The 17,568-nt window shown below is 55.2% G+C and carries 17 protein-coding genes; 8 read left to right on the top strand and 9 right to left on the bottom strand.

What is annotated here, in order from left to right; translation table 11 throughout:
* Positions 1-45: 45 nt before the first annotated feature.
* Positions 46-1,389 (bottom strand): NADP-specific glutamate dehydrogenase, encoded by a 1,344-nt coding sequence (gene gdhA, locus OGV52_RS14080; RefSeq protein ID WP_047498892.1) that lies wholly within the window; start codon positions 1,387-1,389, stop codon positions 46-48.
* Positions 1,390-1,626: 237 nt separating this feature from the next.
* Here gdhA and OGV52_RS14075 point away from each other — a divergent pair, with 237 nt between their 5' ends.
* The gene (locus tag OGV52_RS14075) at positions 1,627-1,902 is read left to right on the top strand and encodes a YnjH family protein (RefSeq protein ID WP_016152834.1); all 276 of its coding nucleotides are present in this window, start codon (positions 1,627-1,629) and stop codon (positions 1,900-1,902) included.
* Here the strand turns inward: OGV52_RS14075 and OGV52_RS14070 are convergent.
* Entirely contained in the window at positions 1,862-2,275 is a 414-nt protein-coding gene (locus OGV52_RS14070; protein WP_287108669.1) for a pyrimidine (deoxy)nucleoside triphosphate diphosphatase, read from the bottom strand. The genes OGV52_RS14075 and OGV52_RS14070 overlap by 41 nt on opposite strands.
* Positions 2,276-2,354: 79 nt before the next feature.
* On the opposite strand from OGV52_RS14070, the gene OGV52_RS14065 reads away from it, so the two are divergent.
* Together OGV52_RS14065 and OGV52_RS14060 are read left to right on the top strand one after the other, a co-directional pair.
* Positions 2,355-2,924, top strand: a complete 570-nt coding sequence (locus OGV52_RS14065; protein ID WP_103766208.1) for a carboxymuconolactone decarboxylase family protein — start codon at positions 2,355-2,357, stop codon at positions 2,922-2,924.
* Positions 2,917-3,540: a CDP-alcohol phosphatidyltransferase family protein gene (locus tag OGV52_RS14060; protein WP_047358607.1), complete on the top strand. Its 624-nt coding sequence runs from the start codon at positions 2,917-2,919 to the stop codon at positions 3,538-3,540. Before OGV52_RS14065 ends, OGV52_RS14060 begins: the two co-directional genes overlap by 8 nt.
* A gap of 100 nt (positions 3,541-3,640) precedes the next feature.
* Here OGV52_RS14060 and OGV52_RS14055 read toward each other — a convergent pair whose 3' ends face one another.
* From OGV52_RS14055 to xthA, 7 genes are all read right to left on the bottom strand, one after another.
* Entirely contained in the window at positions 3,641-4,948 is a 1,308-nt protein-coding gene (locus OGV52_RS14055; RefSeq protein WP_287108668.1) for a sulfurtransferase, read from the bottom strand.
* An 86-nt stretch (positions 4,949-5,034) separates the two neighbouring features.
* Positions 5,035-5,667, bottom strand: a complete 633-nt coding sequence (locus OGV52_RS14050) for an ATP-binding cassette domain-containing protein (RefSeq protein ID WP_287108667.1) — start codon at positions 5,665-5,667, stop codon at positions 5,035-5,037.
* Entirely contained in the window at positions 5,667-7,202 is a 1,536-nt protein-coding gene (locus tag OGV52_RS14045) for an ABC transporter permease family protein (protein WP_287108665.1), read from the bottom strand. The genes OGV52_RS14050 and OGV52_RS14045 overlap by 1 nt, the downstream gene beginning before the upstream one ends.
* A complete protein-coding gene (locus OGV52_RS14040) occupies positions 7,175-8,344 on the bottom strand; it encodes an ABC transporter substrate-binding protein (RefSeq protein WP_200079660.1) in 1,170 nt (389 codons plus the stop codon). Before OGV52_RS14040 ends, OGV52_RS14045 begins: the two co-directional genes overlap by 28 nt.
* 32 nt (positions 8,345-8,376) lie before the next feature.
* On the bottom strand, positions 8,377-9,087 hold the full coding sequence (locus OGV52_RS14035; RefSeq protein WP_287108662.1) for a TVP38/TMEM64 family protein: 711 nt from the start codon (positions 9,085-9,087) through the stop codon (positions 8,377-8,379).
* Positions 9,084-9,740 (bottom strand): TVP38/TMEM64 family protein, encoded by a 657-nt coding sequence (locus tag OGV52_RS14030; protein WP_200051680.1) that lies wholly within the window; start codon positions 9,738-9,740, stop codon positions 9,084-9,086. The genes OGV52_RS14035 and OGV52_RS14030 overlap by 4 nt, the downstream gene beginning before the upstream one ends.
* Positions 9,741-9,963: 223 nt before the next feature.
* The gene (xthA, locus tag OGV52_RS14025) at positions 9,964-10,770 is read right to left on the bottom strand and encodes an exodeoxyribonuclease III (RefSeq protein WP_016152844.1); all 807 of its coding nucleotides are present in this window, start codon (positions 10,768-10,770) and stop codon (positions 9,964-9,966) included.
* A 444-nt stretch (positions 10,771-11,214) separates the two neighbouring features.
* Here xthA and astC point away from each other — a divergent pair, with 444 nt between their 5' ends.
* The 5 genes from astC to astE are packed head-to-tail and all read left to right on the top strand — an operon-like array spanning position 11,215 to position 17,239.
* Positions 11,215-12,435: a succinylornithine/acetylornithine transaminase gene (gene astC, locus OGV52_RS14020; RefSeq protein WP_287108660.1), complete on the top strand. Its 1,221-nt coding sequence runs from the start codon at positions 11,215-11,217 to the stop codon at positions 12,433-12,435.
* Entirely contained in the window at positions 12,432-13,466 is a 1,035-nt protein-coding gene (gene astA, locus OGV52_RS14015) for an arginine N-succinyltransferase (protein WP_016152846.1), read from the top strand. The genes astC and astA overlap by 4 nt, the downstream gene beginning before the upstream one ends.
* Positions 13,463-14,941, top strand: a complete 1,479-nt coding sequence (astD, locus tag OGV52_RS14010) for a succinylglutamate-semialdehyde dehydrogenase (protein WP_284201764.1) — start codon at positions 13,463-13,465, stop codon at positions 14,939-14,941. The genes astA and astD overlap by 4 nt, the downstream gene beginning before the upstream one ends.
* On the top strand, positions 14,938-16,281 hold the full coding sequence (gene astB / locus OGV52_RS14005; RefSeq protein ID WP_220221481.1) for an N-succinylarginine dihydrolase: 1,344 nt from the start codon (positions 14,938-14,940) through the stop codon (positions 16,279-16,281). Before astD ends, astB begins: the two co-directional genes overlap by 4 nt.
* On the top strand, positions 16,274-17,239 hold the full coding sequence (gene astE / locus OGV52_RS14000) for a succinylglutamate desuccinylase (RefSeq protein ID WP_141875105.1): 966 nt from the start codon (positions 16,274-16,276) through the stop codon (positions 17,237-17,239). The genes astB and astE overlap by 8 nt, the downstream gene beginning before the upstream one ends.
* The last annotated feature ends 329 nt before the right edge of the window (positions 17,240-17,568 follow it).

Here is a 17,568-nt window from a genome sequence, read left to right as displayed (position 1 = left end):
AAGGCACGTGTGCCGTATCTAGCCTACGGGAACAACAGATCTGAATTAAATCACACCCTGGCCCAACATCGCGTCGGCAACTTTCACGAATCCCGCGATGTTGGCGCCACGTACGTAGTTGGTTTGCTTGCTTTCGCCGCCGTACTCGACGCAGGCATGGTGAATATCCAGCATGATGTGGTGCAGGCGCGCATCCACTTTCTCCGCTTTCCAGCCCAGACGCGCGGCGTTCTGCGCCATTTCCAGACCGGATGTCGCTACGCCTCCCGCGTTGGCCGCTTTACCCGGCGCGAACAATACACCGGCTTCCAGGAACAGATCGGTGGCCTCGATGGTGGTAGGCATGTTTGCCCCTTCGGCGACAGCCTTCACGCCGTTGGCGATCAGCACGCGTGCCGCATCGACATCAAGTTCGTTCTGGGTGGCGCACGGCAGGGCGATATCAACCGGAACCGACCACGGCTGTTGGCCCTCCAGATAGGTCAGGCCAAATTCGCGGGCGTAATCCGCCACGCGGCCGTCGCGGCTGTCTTTGATCGCGCACAGACGCGCCAGTTTTTCTTTGGTAAATCCGCTTTCGTCGACCACGGTACCGCTGGAATCGGAGGCGGTGACTACTCGCGCGCCAAACTCCATGGCTTTCTCAATGGCGAATTGCGCCACGTTACCGGAACCAGAGACGGCCACGCGCATGCCTTCAAAGCCCAGACCATGGCGTTTGAGCATCGCTTCGGTGAAGTACACCAGACCGTAGCCGGTAGCTTCCGGGCGAATCAGGCTGCCGCCGAAAGAGAGACCTTTACCGGTAAAGACGCAGGCGCTGTTGTTGGACAGTTTTTTCATCATCCCGGCCATAAAGCCGACTTCACGACCGCCCACACCGATATCGCCCGCCGGAACATCGGTATCGGGCCCTAAATGGCGGAACAGTTCGGTCATCAGCGCCTGGCAGAAACGCATGATTTCGCCTTCGCTTTTACCTTTCGGATCGAAATCGCTCCCGCCTTTACCCCCGCCCATTGGCAGCGTGGTGAGGGCGTTTTTAAATGTTTGCTCGAAGCCAAGGAATTTCAGGATCGACAGGTTCACGGAAGGGTGGAAACGCATCCCGCCTTTGTATGGGCCAATGGCGGAGCTAAACTGCACGCGCCACGCGCGGTTGACCTGCACCTGATTACGATCGTCCAGCCAGACGACGCGGAACTGGATCACGCGCTCCGGTTCAACCAGACGTTCCAGCAACGACATCTGACGATAACGCGGGTTTTGCTCGAGGAAGGGCCACAGTGTCGTCATTACCTCACGAACGGCTTGCGCGAACTCGGTCTGATTCGGGTCGCGCTTTTGCACATGGTTAAGGAATGACTCCAGAGAACATGTCTGATCCATAGATATAAGTACCTCTTATGTATTGATATGGTTATATTTTTGATTTTTGTGTTAAGTGTTTTGCAGTTTTTGACTATAACATCAGCAGTGTGACGGGACGCAAGAAAAAATTAACCGCGCTAAGTAAATTAATATTGCGGCGTGGGTCATAACCAAAAGCGATGATGGCAAGGGCTAAAGTTTCTGCCGGTTTATACCGTTATACTGAGCATAACTGTCAGTCAAAAAGGAAAGAATATGCGCCGTATAATCATGGCAGGAGCGTTGGCACTGGTGTCCAGCGCGACGCTGGCAAATCAGCTCTATCGCCCGGACGTGCAGGTGAATGTCCCGCCGGAAGTGTTCAGTTCCAGCGGTCAGCGGGCGCAACCCTGTAGTCAGTGCTGTATTTATCAGGATCAAAACTACTCAGAAGGGGCGGTGATTAAAGCGGATGGCGTTTTGCTTCAGTGCCAGCGTGATGATAAAACGATCAGCACGAATCCGCTGGTCTGGCGTCGCGTAAAAGGATAAACGCTTCTAATAGCGGGATATCGGCAGGCGCCAGCGGATAACGCAGCGCCTCTTCGGGTGAACACCAGACGATATCCTGATGTTCATACACTTTCAGCTCCCCCTGATATGACGGTACATGCCAGGCATGTAAGTGAATGAGTCGGCCTGAAACCTCGCGTTTATGGCTGGCAATGTAGCGCCCAACGACCGCCTCGATGCCCAACTCTTCACGCAGTTCACGGACCAGCGCCTCTGGCTGACTTTCCCCCGGCTCAACCTTACCGCCAGCAAACTCCCACATACCTGACTGATCCGCATGCTGCGGGCGTTGAGCCAGTAAAATTTTGCCATCACGTTCAATGATAGCGGCGACCACGTCGAGGGTTTTCATTATATTCATCAATATCTAACGGCAGAAAATGACATACTATCGTTATCTTTGTTTTATCTAAAGTATTCAGGAGCCACCGTTGAACGATCCTCAGTCGTGGGTAAAACCGTTAACGCGTATCCCTTCCAGTTTGCAACCGCTCGTTGCTACGCAGAAAAAACATTATGGCGATGTGCTGCATCCCACGCGCTGGTGGGGGCGGATGCCGTTCCTGTTCTGGCTGGTGGCGCTGTTTGTCGGGTTTCTGGAGCGTAAAAAGGCACGCCTGTCGCCAGTGATGCGCGCGCTGTTGATGACCCGAGTTTCTCAGATGTGCCACTGCGCTTTCTGCGTTGACGCCAACAGTTTACGGCTGGCTGAACGCTGCGGCGCGCTGGATAAAGTCTTACAGGTTGCCAACTGGCAAGAATCAACGCTATTTAGCGCAGAAGAACGTGTAGGGCTGGCCTATGCTGATGCGGTCACCGCAACGCCACCACAGGTTGACGATGCGCTGAAAGCGCAGATGAAGCAGTATTTTACCGATGATGCCATTACTGAAATGACCGCGCTGATTGCGTTTCAAAATCTCTCGGCGCGTTTTAATGCCGCTCTCGATATTCCCTCCCAGGGACTGTGCGACAGTTTTAAAGGACGCCCGCATGCTTGACCGCCATCTTCATCCGCGATTAAAACCGCTTTTGCATCGCTGCGTGGGCATCATTGATCAACCGGCGATTACCCCGGACGGACTTACGCTGGTCGGTTTTGCTATTGGCGTGCTGGCGTTGCCATTTCTGGCGTTAGGCTGGTATATGGCGGCGCTGGTGGCCATTGTACTCAATCGGCTGTTTGACGGGCTGGATGGGGCGCTGGCACGGCGCAGAGGGCTAACGGACGCGGGAGGATTTCTCGATATCTCGCTCGATTTTCTGTTTTACGCCTTAGTGCCGTTTGGTTTTATTCTTGCTGCGCCGGCGCAAAATGCGCTGGCAGGCGGTTGGCTGTTGTTCGCGTTTATTGGCACCGGCAGCAGCTTTCTGGCCTTCGCCGCGCTGGCGGCAAAGCATCAGATTGATAACCCCGGTTATGCGCATAAATCGTTTTATTATCTGGGCGGACTGACTGAAGGAACCGAGACGATTTTGCTGTTTGTGTTGGGATGTCTGTTCCCGGAATATTTTGCCGTAATGGCGTGGGTCTTTGGCGCGCTGTGCTGGATGACGACGTTCACCCGGATCTGGAGCGGATATCTGACGCTGAAAGCGGTCCAGCGTCAGGCGTAACGTAGTGCGTTGCCGAATGCGCTTCGCTTATTCGGCCTACAACGATGGTTTATGTAGGCTGGGTAAAGCGTTCTCGCTGCATCCGGCAACAATGGCAATCTTACTTGCTGGCGTCCGGACCCCGTTCACCGCTGGCGATCGGGTTTTTCGGAGAGCTGCTCCACTCATACCAGCCGCCGTCGTAGACGGAGACGTTTTTCCAGCCCATTGCGCGGGCATACATAAACGTTTCCGAAGCACGCCAGCCGGTACCACAATAGAATGAGACCTGCTGCTGTGGCAGGATATTCCATTGCTTCCACATGGCGGCGATGTCATCGGCGCTGCGCATGGTGCCATCCGGGTTATGGAAATCTTCCATGTGGGTGGAGTCGCTGCCTGCATGGCCCCAACGCGCCCCTGCGATCTCACCTTTTGGCTTAATGTAGCTATAGCCGCTGGTCGTACCGATAAATTCCGGCCATGAACGAATGCTCACCAAAGACGCATCCTGGCGATGCAGCAGACCGCGAGCCTGTTCCATATCCAGCATCAGCTGCGGTTGGGCAGGGATCGTCACGCCGAAATCAGGTTCAGGCTTCACCGTTGGTGCAGTACCGCGTTCGACCGGTAAACCTGAGTCAGACCAGGTCTGCCAGCCGCCGTCGAGCAGACGAACATCTTTCACACCTGCATACAGCATAATTTGCGCCACGCGCGCGGCGGCGTAGACATCGCGGCCGTATAAAATCACCGTGGTGTCGTGGCGGATGCCGTGTTTCGCCAGCATCGCTTTGAGCTGCGCGTCGGACACTTTATTCCACAGCGGTTCGCTTTCGACTTCGTTGGTATCAATGTAGCCCGCGCCAGGGATATGGCTGAGCAGATACAACTTCGGCGCGCCCCAGGCGGCTTCAATCACTTTCCAGTCACCGGCCGGTTTGGCGGTCACCTCTTTACCCTGCTGAAGGTCGCGCAGCCACTGCGGGTAAACCAACTGTTCGAAGTGCGGCAGACGTTGCAGGCGGGCAGGGTCCGTAAGCGCATCGCTGAGGGTTGAGATAGCGTTAAAGCCGACTTTCTGCAGGCGGGATTTGACGGCCTGCATGTCAGTATCGCTGCCATACAATGCCACCGGCGCGTCAGTTTTCAGGTGATGTGCCTTAACCCAGGCGCTGAGTTGTTCATCATTCATCTTGTCGAGCCAGGCGGCAGACAGGTTCAGTGCGGAAGGCTCGTGTCCTGAAGGACCATTAAGCGATTGCGGCCAGCCGTTGTAAAAAGCGCTCTGACGGGTATCGATCGCCGCGCCTTGCTTTTGCTGTAACTGGTTGAGGGTGAGCGTCTGTGCTGTTTCAGCAGCCCAGGAAGAAGCGCAAGCGAGCCCTAAAGCCAGTGCCAGCGCGGTCATTTGAGAAACACGTTTCATCGAATAGCCCGACGTTGAAAAAGAGGACGACATTCTGTGCCGCCAGTTAAGTAAAAACCTTGCGTTAACGCAGCATATCGCCACATTCACGCCCAGTTTTCCATCTGTAATACGCGACCTGCTGGCGGAACGTCCTGCGCATCGTGGGTAACCTGGACCACCGGAATACCCAGTTTACGTACTTCGGTGAAGACCCACTGGCGAAAGGTATCGCGCAGCGACGCATCCAGCCTGCTAAAGGGTTCATCGAGTAACAGCGCCTGGGGTTGCGCCAGTAGCGCGCGAAGCAGGGCGACACGTGAGCGTTGCCCGCCGGAGAGCGAAGCCGGATCGCGTGAATAAAATCCTGCCAGGCCCGCGCGTGCGAGGGCGCTTTCCACCTCATGGCGTCTGGCGGGACCTTGCTCGCTGGCGGGTAAGGCCAGCAGTAAATTCTGCCCAACGCTGAAATGGTCAAACAGCAGCGCATCCTGAAACAGAATGCCAATCTGGCGCTGCGCAGTAGGCAGTGTGTCTACGCGCTGTTCGTTGAGCCACAGTTCGCCTGACGCCTGAAACTGAGGAGACAACGCCCCGATCATCCACGAAAATAACGAAGACTTACCGCTGCCGGAAGGCCCCATAATGGTGACAATGTCACTTTTATTAACCTGGAAATTAACGTCCTTCAGTAGCGCCGTCGTACCCTGGTACAACGAAACGCCTTGTACAATGAGCATTAGCGGAGTCCTTGTCGAAAGCGGCCAATCCACGCAGCGAGAAACGCCGCCAGTGCGAAAATTATAAGCGGTAACAGAAGCTGCCATAGCGCCTGGGTTGCCAGAATGGCGGTGCTACCGCCGCTGCTTAATGCCACCGCTTCGGTGGTCAGCGTGGGATAGCGCCCGGCGCCTAACCACAGCGTCGGCATATACTGGGCGATACTGACTGAGAACCCTACCGCGAAGGCAACCAGTGCCGGGCGCGCCAGTTGCGGACATTTTACTTGCCAGAATATGCGCCCCCGGGTCCAACCCAGCGTTTGCGCAATCAAAATCAATCGTGGGTCAATGCGTTGCCACGCCGGTTTGAGCACAAACAGCATCCATGGCATCACCCACAGCAGGTGTCCCCAGACAATGGTTATCATCAGCCCATCCTGTCCGGCATATAACGCCAACAGATACTGTCCAGTTACCAGCGGCAGCGCAGGCAAAATGAGCGGTAGCCAGACCCAACGGTGTCCGGTTTGTGGACCCCATTCCAGCCAGGCAAAAAGTATCAGCAACGCCAGCACGCTGGAGAGAAGCCCCAGTTGCAGGCTAGTGCTGAGCGCCTCGCTATTTAGCGACGAATAGCTGGCGATCAGCGCCAGAGCCAGCGCGCACACCACACCGCCAAAGGGCAAAAGTTGTACCAGCGAACGGCCGATTGTACAGGATGAAAAACGCAGGCGTTCCCCGTTTACTGCGGGAATAGTGCGTTGCCAGGCGCGCCAGAGCAGATACCCCGCCAGCGCGATGATGAGTAGCAGCAGTACCAGCAGCAGGCTGGCGAGTGCTCCTTTAGCCTGTTGCTCGGCATCGCCCTGACTGAGCCATTGCCAGCTCAACACGGCAAGCGTTGGTGGGTTTCCGGGACCAAGGACGATTGCTACATCCACTACCGAGAGCGACCAGGCGACGATTGCCAGCATGGCTTTGCCTAACGCGGGGGCGAGAGAGGGCAGAACCAGCCAGTTCAGGCATTGCAGTCGGCTGTAACCCAGCGAATCCAGGACGATAACCTGCTGCGAAAGCTGTTTTTCACTCAGCAGAGCTGAGAGGATCCATAACAAAAAGGCACTCTCTTTTACCGCCAGCGTCACGCCAAGCCCAATGCCGTAGCGGTCAGGCTGGGGGCTGAGAAACGGGAGCCATTGCCAGAGCATGCCGCCTTCGGCAAAAACCAACAGCACGCTGGTGGCGAAGGCAACATGTGGAATCGCCAGCAGCCACGGAAGACGCGTGCACAGACGCGCCCAGCCCGCGCCGGGCCATAAGGCGAGGATCGCCAGCAGGGCGATGATCAGCGCGCCGCCAGCCGCGAGGCTTACGGAAACCAGCGTTGCCAGTAACGCCTGCGGGAGTTGAGGATCGCTAAATAGCACCAGCCAGTGTCTGGTGCTCAGCGCCGGCGTTATCAGAGAAAAAGCCGCTGGCGCCAGCGGCAGATAAACGCCCGCCATGATGGCCCAGAGTAGCAGAATTAATGTGTACCGTAGCGGCGTAGCCATTCTTGTTCCAGAGCGTTTACCCATGCAGCATGCGGTTCTGGCAGTACGGCAGGGAGCCCTTGTGGGATCCGCGCCAGCAGCGCATTACGCTGGTCGACAGGCAATTTTTGTGGATCAAGCACCGAAGGATCTCCCCAGACAGACGGGTCGGCTTTACGCAGCTGCGCTTTGGGTGAAAGCAGGAAATTTGCCACAACTTTCGCTCCGGCGCTGGCACGCGCATTCGCTGGAATGGTGACAAAATGCACGTTGCCGAGCATGCCCTGTGAGAAACCAAAACTATAGCTGCTTTTGGGTAATTCACCGCTGGCCACTTTTTGCTGCGCGTGGGCAGGATTAAAGGTCATTGATAAACGCAGGGTGCCACCGTTGAGCAGCGCATCCATTCGCGCTGGCGTGGGCGGAAAATCTTTACCTTCGCGCCACAGGGCAGGATGCAAAGCATCAAGGTAATGCCACAATGGAGCGGTAACGTCGGCGAATGTGGACGCATCTGGCGCTATTTTCAGCGCCTGCGGCTTGTTGGTGAGCGAAATTAACAACTGCTCAAGAAAAGCCGTTCCGGTAAAGTCTGGCGGACGCGGATAGGTCACCGTGCCAGGGTGCGCCTGGGCAAACTCAAGCAGTGCCTGCGGGGATTGCGGCGGCTGCGCGGTGAGATCGTGCCTGGCAATAAAGGTAAGCTGTGCGCCGCCCCACGGTGATTCAGCCCCCTCCGTTGGAATGGAAAAGTCTTCGTTCACCGGTTTCTGGGTATCAACATAGCGCCAGTTAGGCAGCGTTTGTGCCCACTGGGTCTGTAGCAGCCCGGCTTCTTTCAGCGTGCGGAAATTTTCGCCGTTCACCCACAGTAAATCGACCGAACCACCGGTTTTTCGCCCGGATGCCGCTTCCGTCTGGATACGTTTTACGGCGTCGGCGGCATCCGCCAGGCGTACGATTTTCAGGTTAATGGCATAGTGCGTTTTCATCTCGCCGCTAACCCAGTCGAGATACTGGTTAACTGCGTTGTCGCCACCCCAGGCGTTGAACCACACCGTCTGACCGCGGGCGTCATTTTTGATTTGCTGCCAACTGGCGTCCTCGGCGAAAGCCGCCAGCGGAGAGAGCAGCAAACTCAGGCACAATAAGCAGTAACGCATAATATCTCCGTTGCTAAAAATGGGGGAAAGACTCAGGTCTTTTTCCGTTGATGCTCAAGATAAAGGCTTCTGGCCACGGCAATCACCACGCTCAGAGCGAACAGGATGAACAGGCCGGTAACAAACCAAAATGTGCCGCCGGTTAACAGGCTACCAGCCCATGAATAGACGATAGTGGCCGGTAACTGACCGATGCCGGTGGCGATGAAGAAATGGCGAAAACGAATCGAGGTCAGGCCTGCTGCGTAGCTTACCGGGTCGAACGGCACAAAAGGTAACAGGCGACAGACAAGAATTGTGTGCTTGCCATAGCGCTCGAAAAAAGTGTCCATGTTGTTCAGCACCGTTTTTCCGGTCAGTTTTTCCACCGCGCTGCGACCTAAAACACGGGCAATAAAAAAGCACAGCGCCGCGCCAGCCATCGCGCTGCTCCAGGACAGAACGCCGCCCCAAAATGCGCCAAACAGCGAGGCATTGGCAAAGGTGATCACAAAGGCGGGAAGCGGTGCGACGATGGCCTGTAAGATCATCAGGAAGAACGACACGACCGCCGCCTGGGTTCCGTAAGAACGAATGAAGTTCTCAAGAGCATGCTGATCGAGCGTGGTAAATGCCGCCAGGCTGGGGTGAAGAAAATCACTCACGCCAGGTATCCACGCCCACGCCATCAGGGCGAGCAGCAGCAGGGCAAGCAAGCTTATACGGTAATAGCGTGTCCGCCGGGCTTTATTCATCTTGATCATTTACCCGCGTACTCGTGACCGGGCGCCGGATCGACATGTTTATGCCGCGCCCAGGCTTTGGCTGCCTGAACGAGGACGAATAGCGCCAGCCCCGCAACGCTGAGCTTACCGATAAATGCCCAGCTAATCCCTTCGCTGGCCAGTTCGTGCGACATCAGCGTATAGATAAAGATGCCGGGCAAGGTGGTTAGCGCAGATATCACGGTAAATGACCAGAACGGAATGGCCGTTAGCCCATAGGCATAGTTTTGAATGTTATAGGGGAACAGCGGCACGAGCCGGGTCAGGATCAGAAAGTCTACTCCACTATGGGCAATGCCTTTTTCGATAGCCTGAAACGTTGCCGTGTGGCCAACGTATTTCAGCAGTAATTCCCGCCCAAGCCAGCGAGCCAGCATAAACGACAGCGCCGAAGCCGTGGTTGCCGCCACTAACGAGATAAGCGTCCCTGTCACCGGGCCAAACAGCACACCGCCGACGATCACCAGAATGCTGCCAGGGATCAGGCATAGCGCGGCAACTATAAACAGCAGGATATAAAGGGTATAGCCGAACAGGCCGCTTTGGCCGATGACATCTTGTAAATGATGGAAATTGGTGATCAGATCGGTCAGACCGTAATGATGGAAAACTCCCGCCAGAACGCAGAACAATACCGCAACAATTAGCAGCCGGTATTCTGCGTTATGCGAACTTCTTTTTCATGGGGGTTCTCCTGTAAAACCGAATGCAATGTAGCGTTTTCGTCAGCGAAAAGTGCGCGCGAAGATATAATAAATTTCCGGCCGCAACAATGTATTACCGTGGCTTTATTGATTTTGCACAGAATAAACAGACTCTCCAGGCCTGGCCCGGAGAGTGAAAATACGCAGACGATCAGACGCGGAATTTAGCCCATACAGGCGCATGGTCGGACGGCTTTTCCATGCTGCGGATTTCATAGTCGATGCCGGTTTCTTCGCAGCGCTCCGCCAGCGGTTTGCTCGCCAGCAGCAGATCGATACGCAGGCCACGGTTATCATCAAAGCCTTTTGAGCGGTAATCAAACCACGAGAACTGGTCGTTCTTTTCAGGCCAGGCGTGACGGTAGGTATCCACCAGGCCCCAGCCCAGCAGACGCTCCATCCACTCGCGCTCTTCTGGCAGGAAGGAACATTTGCCGGTACGCAGCCAGCGTTTACGGTTCTCTTCGCCAATACCGATATCGAGGTCGGTTGGGCTGATATTCATATCGCCCATGATCAATACCGGATTGTCGCGCTTCAGTTCAGTCTCCAGGTAGTTTTGTAGGTTCTGATAAAACGCGGCTTTGGCCGGGAACTTGGTTTCATGGTCACGGCTTTCGCCCTGCGGGAAATAGCCGTTGATCACCGTGATGCTGCCCAGAGGCGACGGAATTTCCGCCATGATGATACGACGCTGCGCTTCTTCGTCATCACCCGGGAAGCCACGACGCACCGCAATCGGCGTTTCTTTCGTTAATAGTGCTACGCCGTAGTGGCCTTTCTGACCGTGATAAAAGACGTTATAACCCAGCTTTGCTACCTCTTCGAGAGGGAACATATCGTCGTGGACTTTTGTCTCCTGTAAGCCAATAACATCCGGTTGGTGTTTTTCGACAATGGCTGCCAGTTGATGGGGACGGGCACGCAGGCCGTTGATATTAAAAGAGACAAATTTCATAGTCGCTGTCACTTTGCAAGATGAATAGTGCAAGGATGGTAGCAGAATTTCTGCAGGCTGACTGCTTCTTGTCACCTGATTCCAACAATGATTGCTAATGGTGTTAACGATGGAGCAAAAACTGCACCGTTTTGGCGCGTAGCGCGTCGGAACAGAGCAATAATTTCCGATAAATTTCGTATACGATCACAATTCCAGAATTATATTTGGCGACTGAATAAAATTGCGTTTTTTCCTCTGTTTAGTCATCTGGTACGCAAACATATTCACTTTATATGCACATACAGTGAATATCGTCAGGTTGTAACTCGTTGATATTCCGTCACCGCCCTCCGTTTATGCACTTTTTTCGCTGGCTGGCACGAAGCCTGCAATCTACATTTACACCGCAAACACTATATTTATTAACATATAAATAACCTTTTATTTACCGTTGAGGTCGCTATGTCTCTGTCAATTACGCGTGAAAATTTTGATGAATGGATGATGCCCGTATACGCTCCGGCCCCTTTTATTCCGGTGCGTGGCGAAGGTTCACGTCTGTGGGATCAGCAGGGTAAAGAGTATATCGATTTCGCGGGAGGCATTGCGGTTAACGCGCTGGGTCATGCACATCCGACATTGCGCGAGGCATTAAACGACCAGGCGAGCAAATTCTGGCATACGGGAAATGGCTACACCAACGAGCCGGTGCTGCGCCTGGCGAAAAAGCTGATTGATGCCACTTTTGCCGAGCGCATTTTCTTCTGTAACTCTGGCGCAGAAGCTAACGAAGCGGCATTAAAACTGGCACGTAAATATGCCCACGATCGTTTTGGTAGCCAGAAGAGCGGCATTGTGGCGTTTAAAAATGCTTTCCATGGTCGCACGCTGTTTACCGTCAGTGCCGGAGGACAGCCCGCCTATTCACAGGACTTCGCGCCGCTGCCGCCGGATATCCGCCATGCCGTGTATAACGATCTCGACTCTGCCAGCCAACTGATTGATGACAACACCTGTGCGGTTATTGTGGAGCCGGTGCAGGGGGAAGGCGGCGTAGTGCCGGCAACAAACGCCTTTTTGCAGGGGCTGCGTGAATTATGCGATCGCCATAATGCGCTGTTGATTTTTGATGAAGTTCAGACCGGGGTTGGCCGTACCGGCGAACTGTATGCCTACATGCACTACGGCGTTACGCCGGACCTGCTGACGACAGCAAAAGCGCTGGGCGGTGGTTTCCCCATCGGCGCACTGCTGGCGACAGAGCATTGCGCCAGTGTGATGACGGTCGGTACGCACGGTACAACCTACGGCGGAAACCCGCTGGCCACTGCGGTGGCGGGAAAACTGCTGGAAATTGTTAACACGCCGGAAATGCTTAACGGAGTGAAACAGCGCCACGACTGGTTTGTGGAGCGTATTAACGCCATTAACGAACGTTTTGGACTGTTTAGTGAAATTCGTGGGCTCGGACTGCTGATTGGCTGTGTGCTGAACGCGGAATTTGCCGGGAAAGCAAAACTCATCTCGCAAGAAGCGGCCGTTGCCGGAGTGATGGTGCTGATTGCTGGCGCTAATGTGGTGCGGTTTGCGCCAGCGTTAAACGTCAGCGAAGAAGAAATCACCACCGGACTGGATCGCTTTGCGCTGGCCTGCGAACGCATTAAAGCAGGAGGTTCATCATGATGGTGATTCGTCCCATTGAACGCGCTGATATCACCGCGCTGATGCAGCTTGCCAGTAAGACCGGCGGCGGGTTGACCTCGCTACCGGCGAATGAAGCTACGCTGATGGCGCGTATCGAACGTTCGCTACAAACCTGGCGCGGTGAGTTGCCCAAAAGTGAGCAGGGATATGTGTTTGTGCTTGAAGACAGCGCCAGCGGAACCGTGGCGGGGATTTGCGCCATTGAGGTGGCGGTGGGGCTTAACGATCCCTGGTACAACTACCGGGTCGGTACTCTGGTGCACGCCTCGAAAGAGCTGAACGTGTATAACGCGCTGCCGACGCTGTTTCTGAGTAACGATCACACGGGCAGTAGCGAACTTTGTTCTCTGTTTCTCGATCCGGACTGGCGTAAAGAAGGCAACGGCTATTTGTTGTCGAAGTCGCGCTTTATGTTTATGGCGGCCTTTCGTGATCGATTCAATGAGAAGGTCGTGGCCGAGATGCGCGGCGTGATCGATGAACACGGCTACTCTCCGTTTTGGCAAAGCCTCGGCAAACGTTTTTTCTCAATGGAGTTCAGCCGGGCGGATTTTCTCTGCGGAACCGGGCAAAAAGCCTTTATTGCTGAACTGATGCCTAAGCATCCGATTTATACCCATTTCCTGTCTGACGAAGCGCAAAGCGTGATTGGTCAGGTGCATCCGCAAACGGCTCCTGCGCGGGCGGTGCTGGAGAAAGAAGGATTTCGCTACCGCAACTACGTCGATATTTTCGACGGCGGACCGACCCTGGAGTGCGATATTGACCGGGTACGGGCTATCCGTAAAAGCAGGCTGGTGGAGGTGGCTGAAGGGCAGCCTGCGCCAGGCGACTATCCTGCTTGTCTGGTTGCCAATGAAAATTATCAAAACTTCCGCGTCATGTTGGTTCGTGCCGACCCAGATACTCAGCGTCTGGTGCTGACGGCGGCGCAACTGGACGCCCTGAAATGTCACGCGGGCGACCATGTACGTTTTGTGCGTCTTTGTGCAGAGGAGAAAACAGCATGACATTATGGATAAACGGCGACTGGGTGACGGGGCTGGGCGAGCGTCGGGTGAAAACCAATCCCGTAAGCGGTGATGTGCTGTGGCAGGGGAATGATGCCGATGCAGCCCAGGTGGCGCAGGCGTGCCGGGCAGCGCGCGCAGCCTTTGCCAGTTGGGCTAAACAGCCCTTTGGCGCACGCCAGGCCATTGTTGAAAAATTTGCCTCATTGCTGGAAAGCAATAAAGCTGAACTCACACAGATTATCGCCCGGGAAACCGGCAAACCCCGTTGGGAAGCCGCCACGGAACTGACGGCGATGATCAATAAAATTGCCATCTCCGTGAAAGCCTGGCATGCGCGTACCGGAGAGCATCACAGCGAATTACCGGATGGCGCAGCGACGTTGCGCCATCGCCCGCACGGCGTGCTGGCGGTTTTTGGCCCGTATAACTTCCCCGGCCATTTACCCAATGGTCATATTGTTCCGGCACTGCTGGCAGGCAACACATTGATTTTCAAACCCAGCGAGCTGACGCCGTGGACCGGTGAAGCCGTGACAAAGCTGTGGGAGCAGGCGGGATTGCCGCCGGGCGTGCTGAACCTGGTGCAGGGCGGTCGCGAGACGGGGCAGGCGCTGAGCGGGCAGGACGATCTCGATGGCCTGCTGTTTACCGGCAGTGCCAATACTGGTTATCAACTGCATCGACAGCTATCCGGCCAGCCGGAAAAAATCCTCGCTCTGGAGATGGGGGGCAACAACCCGCTGATTATTGAGAACCCGGAAGATATTGATGCCGCAGTGCATCTGACTATTCAGTCCGCGTTTGTCACCGCCGGACAGCGTTGTACCTGTGCCCGTCGCCTGTTAGTTAAAAAAGGCGCGCAGGGGGATGCGTTCCTGACGCGCCTGGTGGACGTCAGCCAGCGTTTAATGCCCGGCAACTGGGACGCAGAACCGCAGCCATTTATTGGCGGGCTGATTTCCGAACAGGCCGCGCGGCATGTCTATGATGCCTGGCAGCGTCTGGAATCGTTAGGGGGCCGAACGCTATTAGCGCCACGTCTGGTGCAAGCCGGAACGTCACTGCTCACCCCTGGGATCATCGAACTGACCGGGGCGGCGAACGTACCCGATGAAGAGGTATTTGGACCGCTGCTTGGCGTCTGGCGTTATGACAGCTTTGATGACGCAATTCGTATGGCGAACAACACCCGCTTTGGATTGTCGTGTGGGTTGGTTTCCCCCGATCGCAGCCAGTTTGATCAACTGCTGCTTGAGGCGCGGGCCGGGATCGTCAACTGGAATAAGCCGTTAACCGGCGCGGCGAGTACAGCGCCGTTTGGCGGCGTTGGCGCTTCCGGGAACCATCGCGCCAGCGCGTGGTATGCCGCAGATTATTGCGCCTGGCCGATGGCAAGTCTGGAATCACCGGCCCTAACGCTGCCAACGACGCTTAGCCCCGGCCTGGATTTTTCTCGCGAGGATAAGCTATGAAAGCCCGTGAGGTAAATTTTGATGGTCTGGTGGGGCTGACCCACCACTATGCGGGGCTGTCATTTGGTAATGAGGCCTCAACCAAACATCGTTTTCAGGTATCGAACCCGCGTCTGGCGGCGAAGCAGGGTCTGCTAAAGATGAAAGCGCTGGCGGATGCGGGATTTCCCCAGGCGGTGATCCCGCCTCATGAGCGGCCGTATATTCCGGTGCTGCGTCAGTTGGGCTTTACCGGCCGCGACGAACAGATACTGGAGAACGTGGCGCGTCAGGCGCCTCACTGGCTCTCCAGCGCCAGCTCCGCATCGTCTATGTGGGTGGCGAATGCGGCAACGGTCTGCCCTTCAGCCGATGCGCTGGACGGGAAAGTGCATCTGACGGTGGCGAATCTGAATAATAAGTTTCACCGTTCGCTGGAAGCGCCGACCACCGAAGCGTTGCTACGGGCGATTTTCCGTGATGAGAATAGTTTTACGGTCCACGGTGCGTTACCCCAGGTTGCGCTATTCGGTGATGAAGGTGCGGCAAACCATAACCGCCTCGGCGGGGATTACGGCGACCCTGGCGTACAGCTGTTTGTTTACGGTCGTGAAGAAGGGAATGCGTCCCATCCGAAGCGCTATCCGGCGAGGCAATCCCGTGAGGCCAGCGAGGCGGTCGCCCGACTGAATCAGGTTAACCCGCATCAGCGCATTTTTGCCCAGCAAAACCCGGACGTTATCGATCTTGGCGTGTTTCATAACGATGTGATTGCGGTGTCGAATCGCCAGGTACTGTTTTGTCATCAGCTGGCGTTTGTCAGACAGCAGGCGTTGTTCGAGCAGTTACGCAGTCAGGTGGCAGGTTTTACCCCGCTGGAAGTCCCGGCTGCGGAAGTGTCGGTGCAGGATGCGGTGACTACCTATCTGTTTAACAGCCAGTTACTGAGCCGTGATGACGGTTCGATGATGCTGGTCCTGCCGCAGGAGTGTCGGGAGCATGCGGGCGTGTGGCGGTATTTGAACCGTCTGCTCGAGGAAGACAATCCGATCGATGACCTGCAGGTATTCGATCTGCGTGAAAGTATGTCCAATGGCGGCGGTCCGGCATGTCTGCGCCTGAGAGTGGTGCTTACGCCACAGGAGCTGCAGGCCGTAAATCCGGCGGTTATCATGAACGATAATCTGTTTAACACGCTGAATAATTGGATCGACCGTTACTATCGCGATCGTCTTACCGCCGCCGACCTTGCCGACCCGCAGCTGTTGCGTGAGGGGCGTGAAGCGCTGGATACGTTGACGCAATTGCTCAACCTCGGCTCTGTGTATCCCTTCCAGCAGGAGAGGACCAGCCATGGATAATTTTCTGGCCCAGACGCTGGCAGGGATAACCCCCGAGACAACCGAGGGCACAGCTCGCGGCTTTTCCTGGCAGTGGATTGGTCACGGAGTTCTGGAGCTGACGCCGGTCGCTCCGGCGGAATATTCGCTGGTGCTGTCTGCGGGGATCCACGGCAATGAAACGGCCCCGGTAGAGATACTTGATTCAATTCTCTCCAGGCTGTTTAGCGGTGAACTAACGCTGACATGGCGGCTGCTAGTGATTCTGGGGAACCCGCAGGCGCTGGCGGCGGGACAACGTTATTGTCATAGCGACCTGAACCGTATGTTTGGCGGCCGTTGGCAGATTTTTGCCGCGAGTGAAGAAACGCACCGAGCCCATCAGCTTGAGCTGTGTCTGGAGGATTTTTATTCGCGGGCGAAAGAGCCAGTCCGCTGGCATCTGGATCTGCACACCGCGATTCGCGGCTCGCAGCATCTGCGCTTTGGCGTGTTGCCACAACGCAACGTTGCCTGGGACGAAGATTTTTTGGGATGGCTGGGAGAGGCAGGGCTGGAGGCGCTGGTTTTCCATCAGACACCTGGCGGCACGTTCACCCATTTTAGCGCTGAACATTTTGGCGCGCTGGCCTGCACGCTGGAACTGGGTAAAGCGCTGCCGTTTGGACAAAATGATCTGACTCAGTTTGCGCAGACGGCAGATGCGCTGGCGAAGCTGCTGCAGGGCGAGCGAATGTCACCGGGAGAAACATCTCCGCTGCGTTACCGCGTGGTGTCGCAAATCACGCGGCGTAGCGACGATTTCATTCTTCACATGGATAACCAGACGCTCAACTTTACCCCTTTTACAGAGGGCACCTTGCTGGCGCAGGACGGTGATGAACGTTTTACCGTCACCCATGATGTTGAATACGTTCTCTTTCCAAATCCAAACGTGGCCTGTGGTTTACGTGCCGGATTGATGCTCGAAAAATTGTGACAAATATATATGCCCTTTTGGTTTATCCCTAAGGGCTTATTTTTACGTGCTGTTTTTATTTATTACGGATTATTCCTGGTGAATTGCTTTCTTAATAATCAGGGATGAGGTATAGTTCTTCATAATCCCTTCAAAATCATCCTGTTGTAATTTTTTATTGCAACTCTGCGCAATTTATTCTTTTTTTCTCCATAATTGATGAAAGTTTGTTTTTTACACTTTCATTGTTTTACCGTTGCTCTGATTAATTGACGCTTAAGCCGGTAAAGTTAATCTCGTCAACACGACATCACATTGCATAAGAGTCGCATGAGTGTCGTAAAAATAAC

This window comes from Citrobacter sp. Cb041 (genome assembly GCF_030336655.1).
GTDB classification, from domain to species: domain Bacteria; phylum Pseudomonadota; class Gammaproteobacteria; order Enterobacterales; family Enterobacteriaceae; genus Citrobacter; species Citrobacter braakii.
The sequence above is the reverse complement of the archived record's forward strand: the minus strand, read 5'-3'. Positions and strand labels throughout refer to the sequence as shown.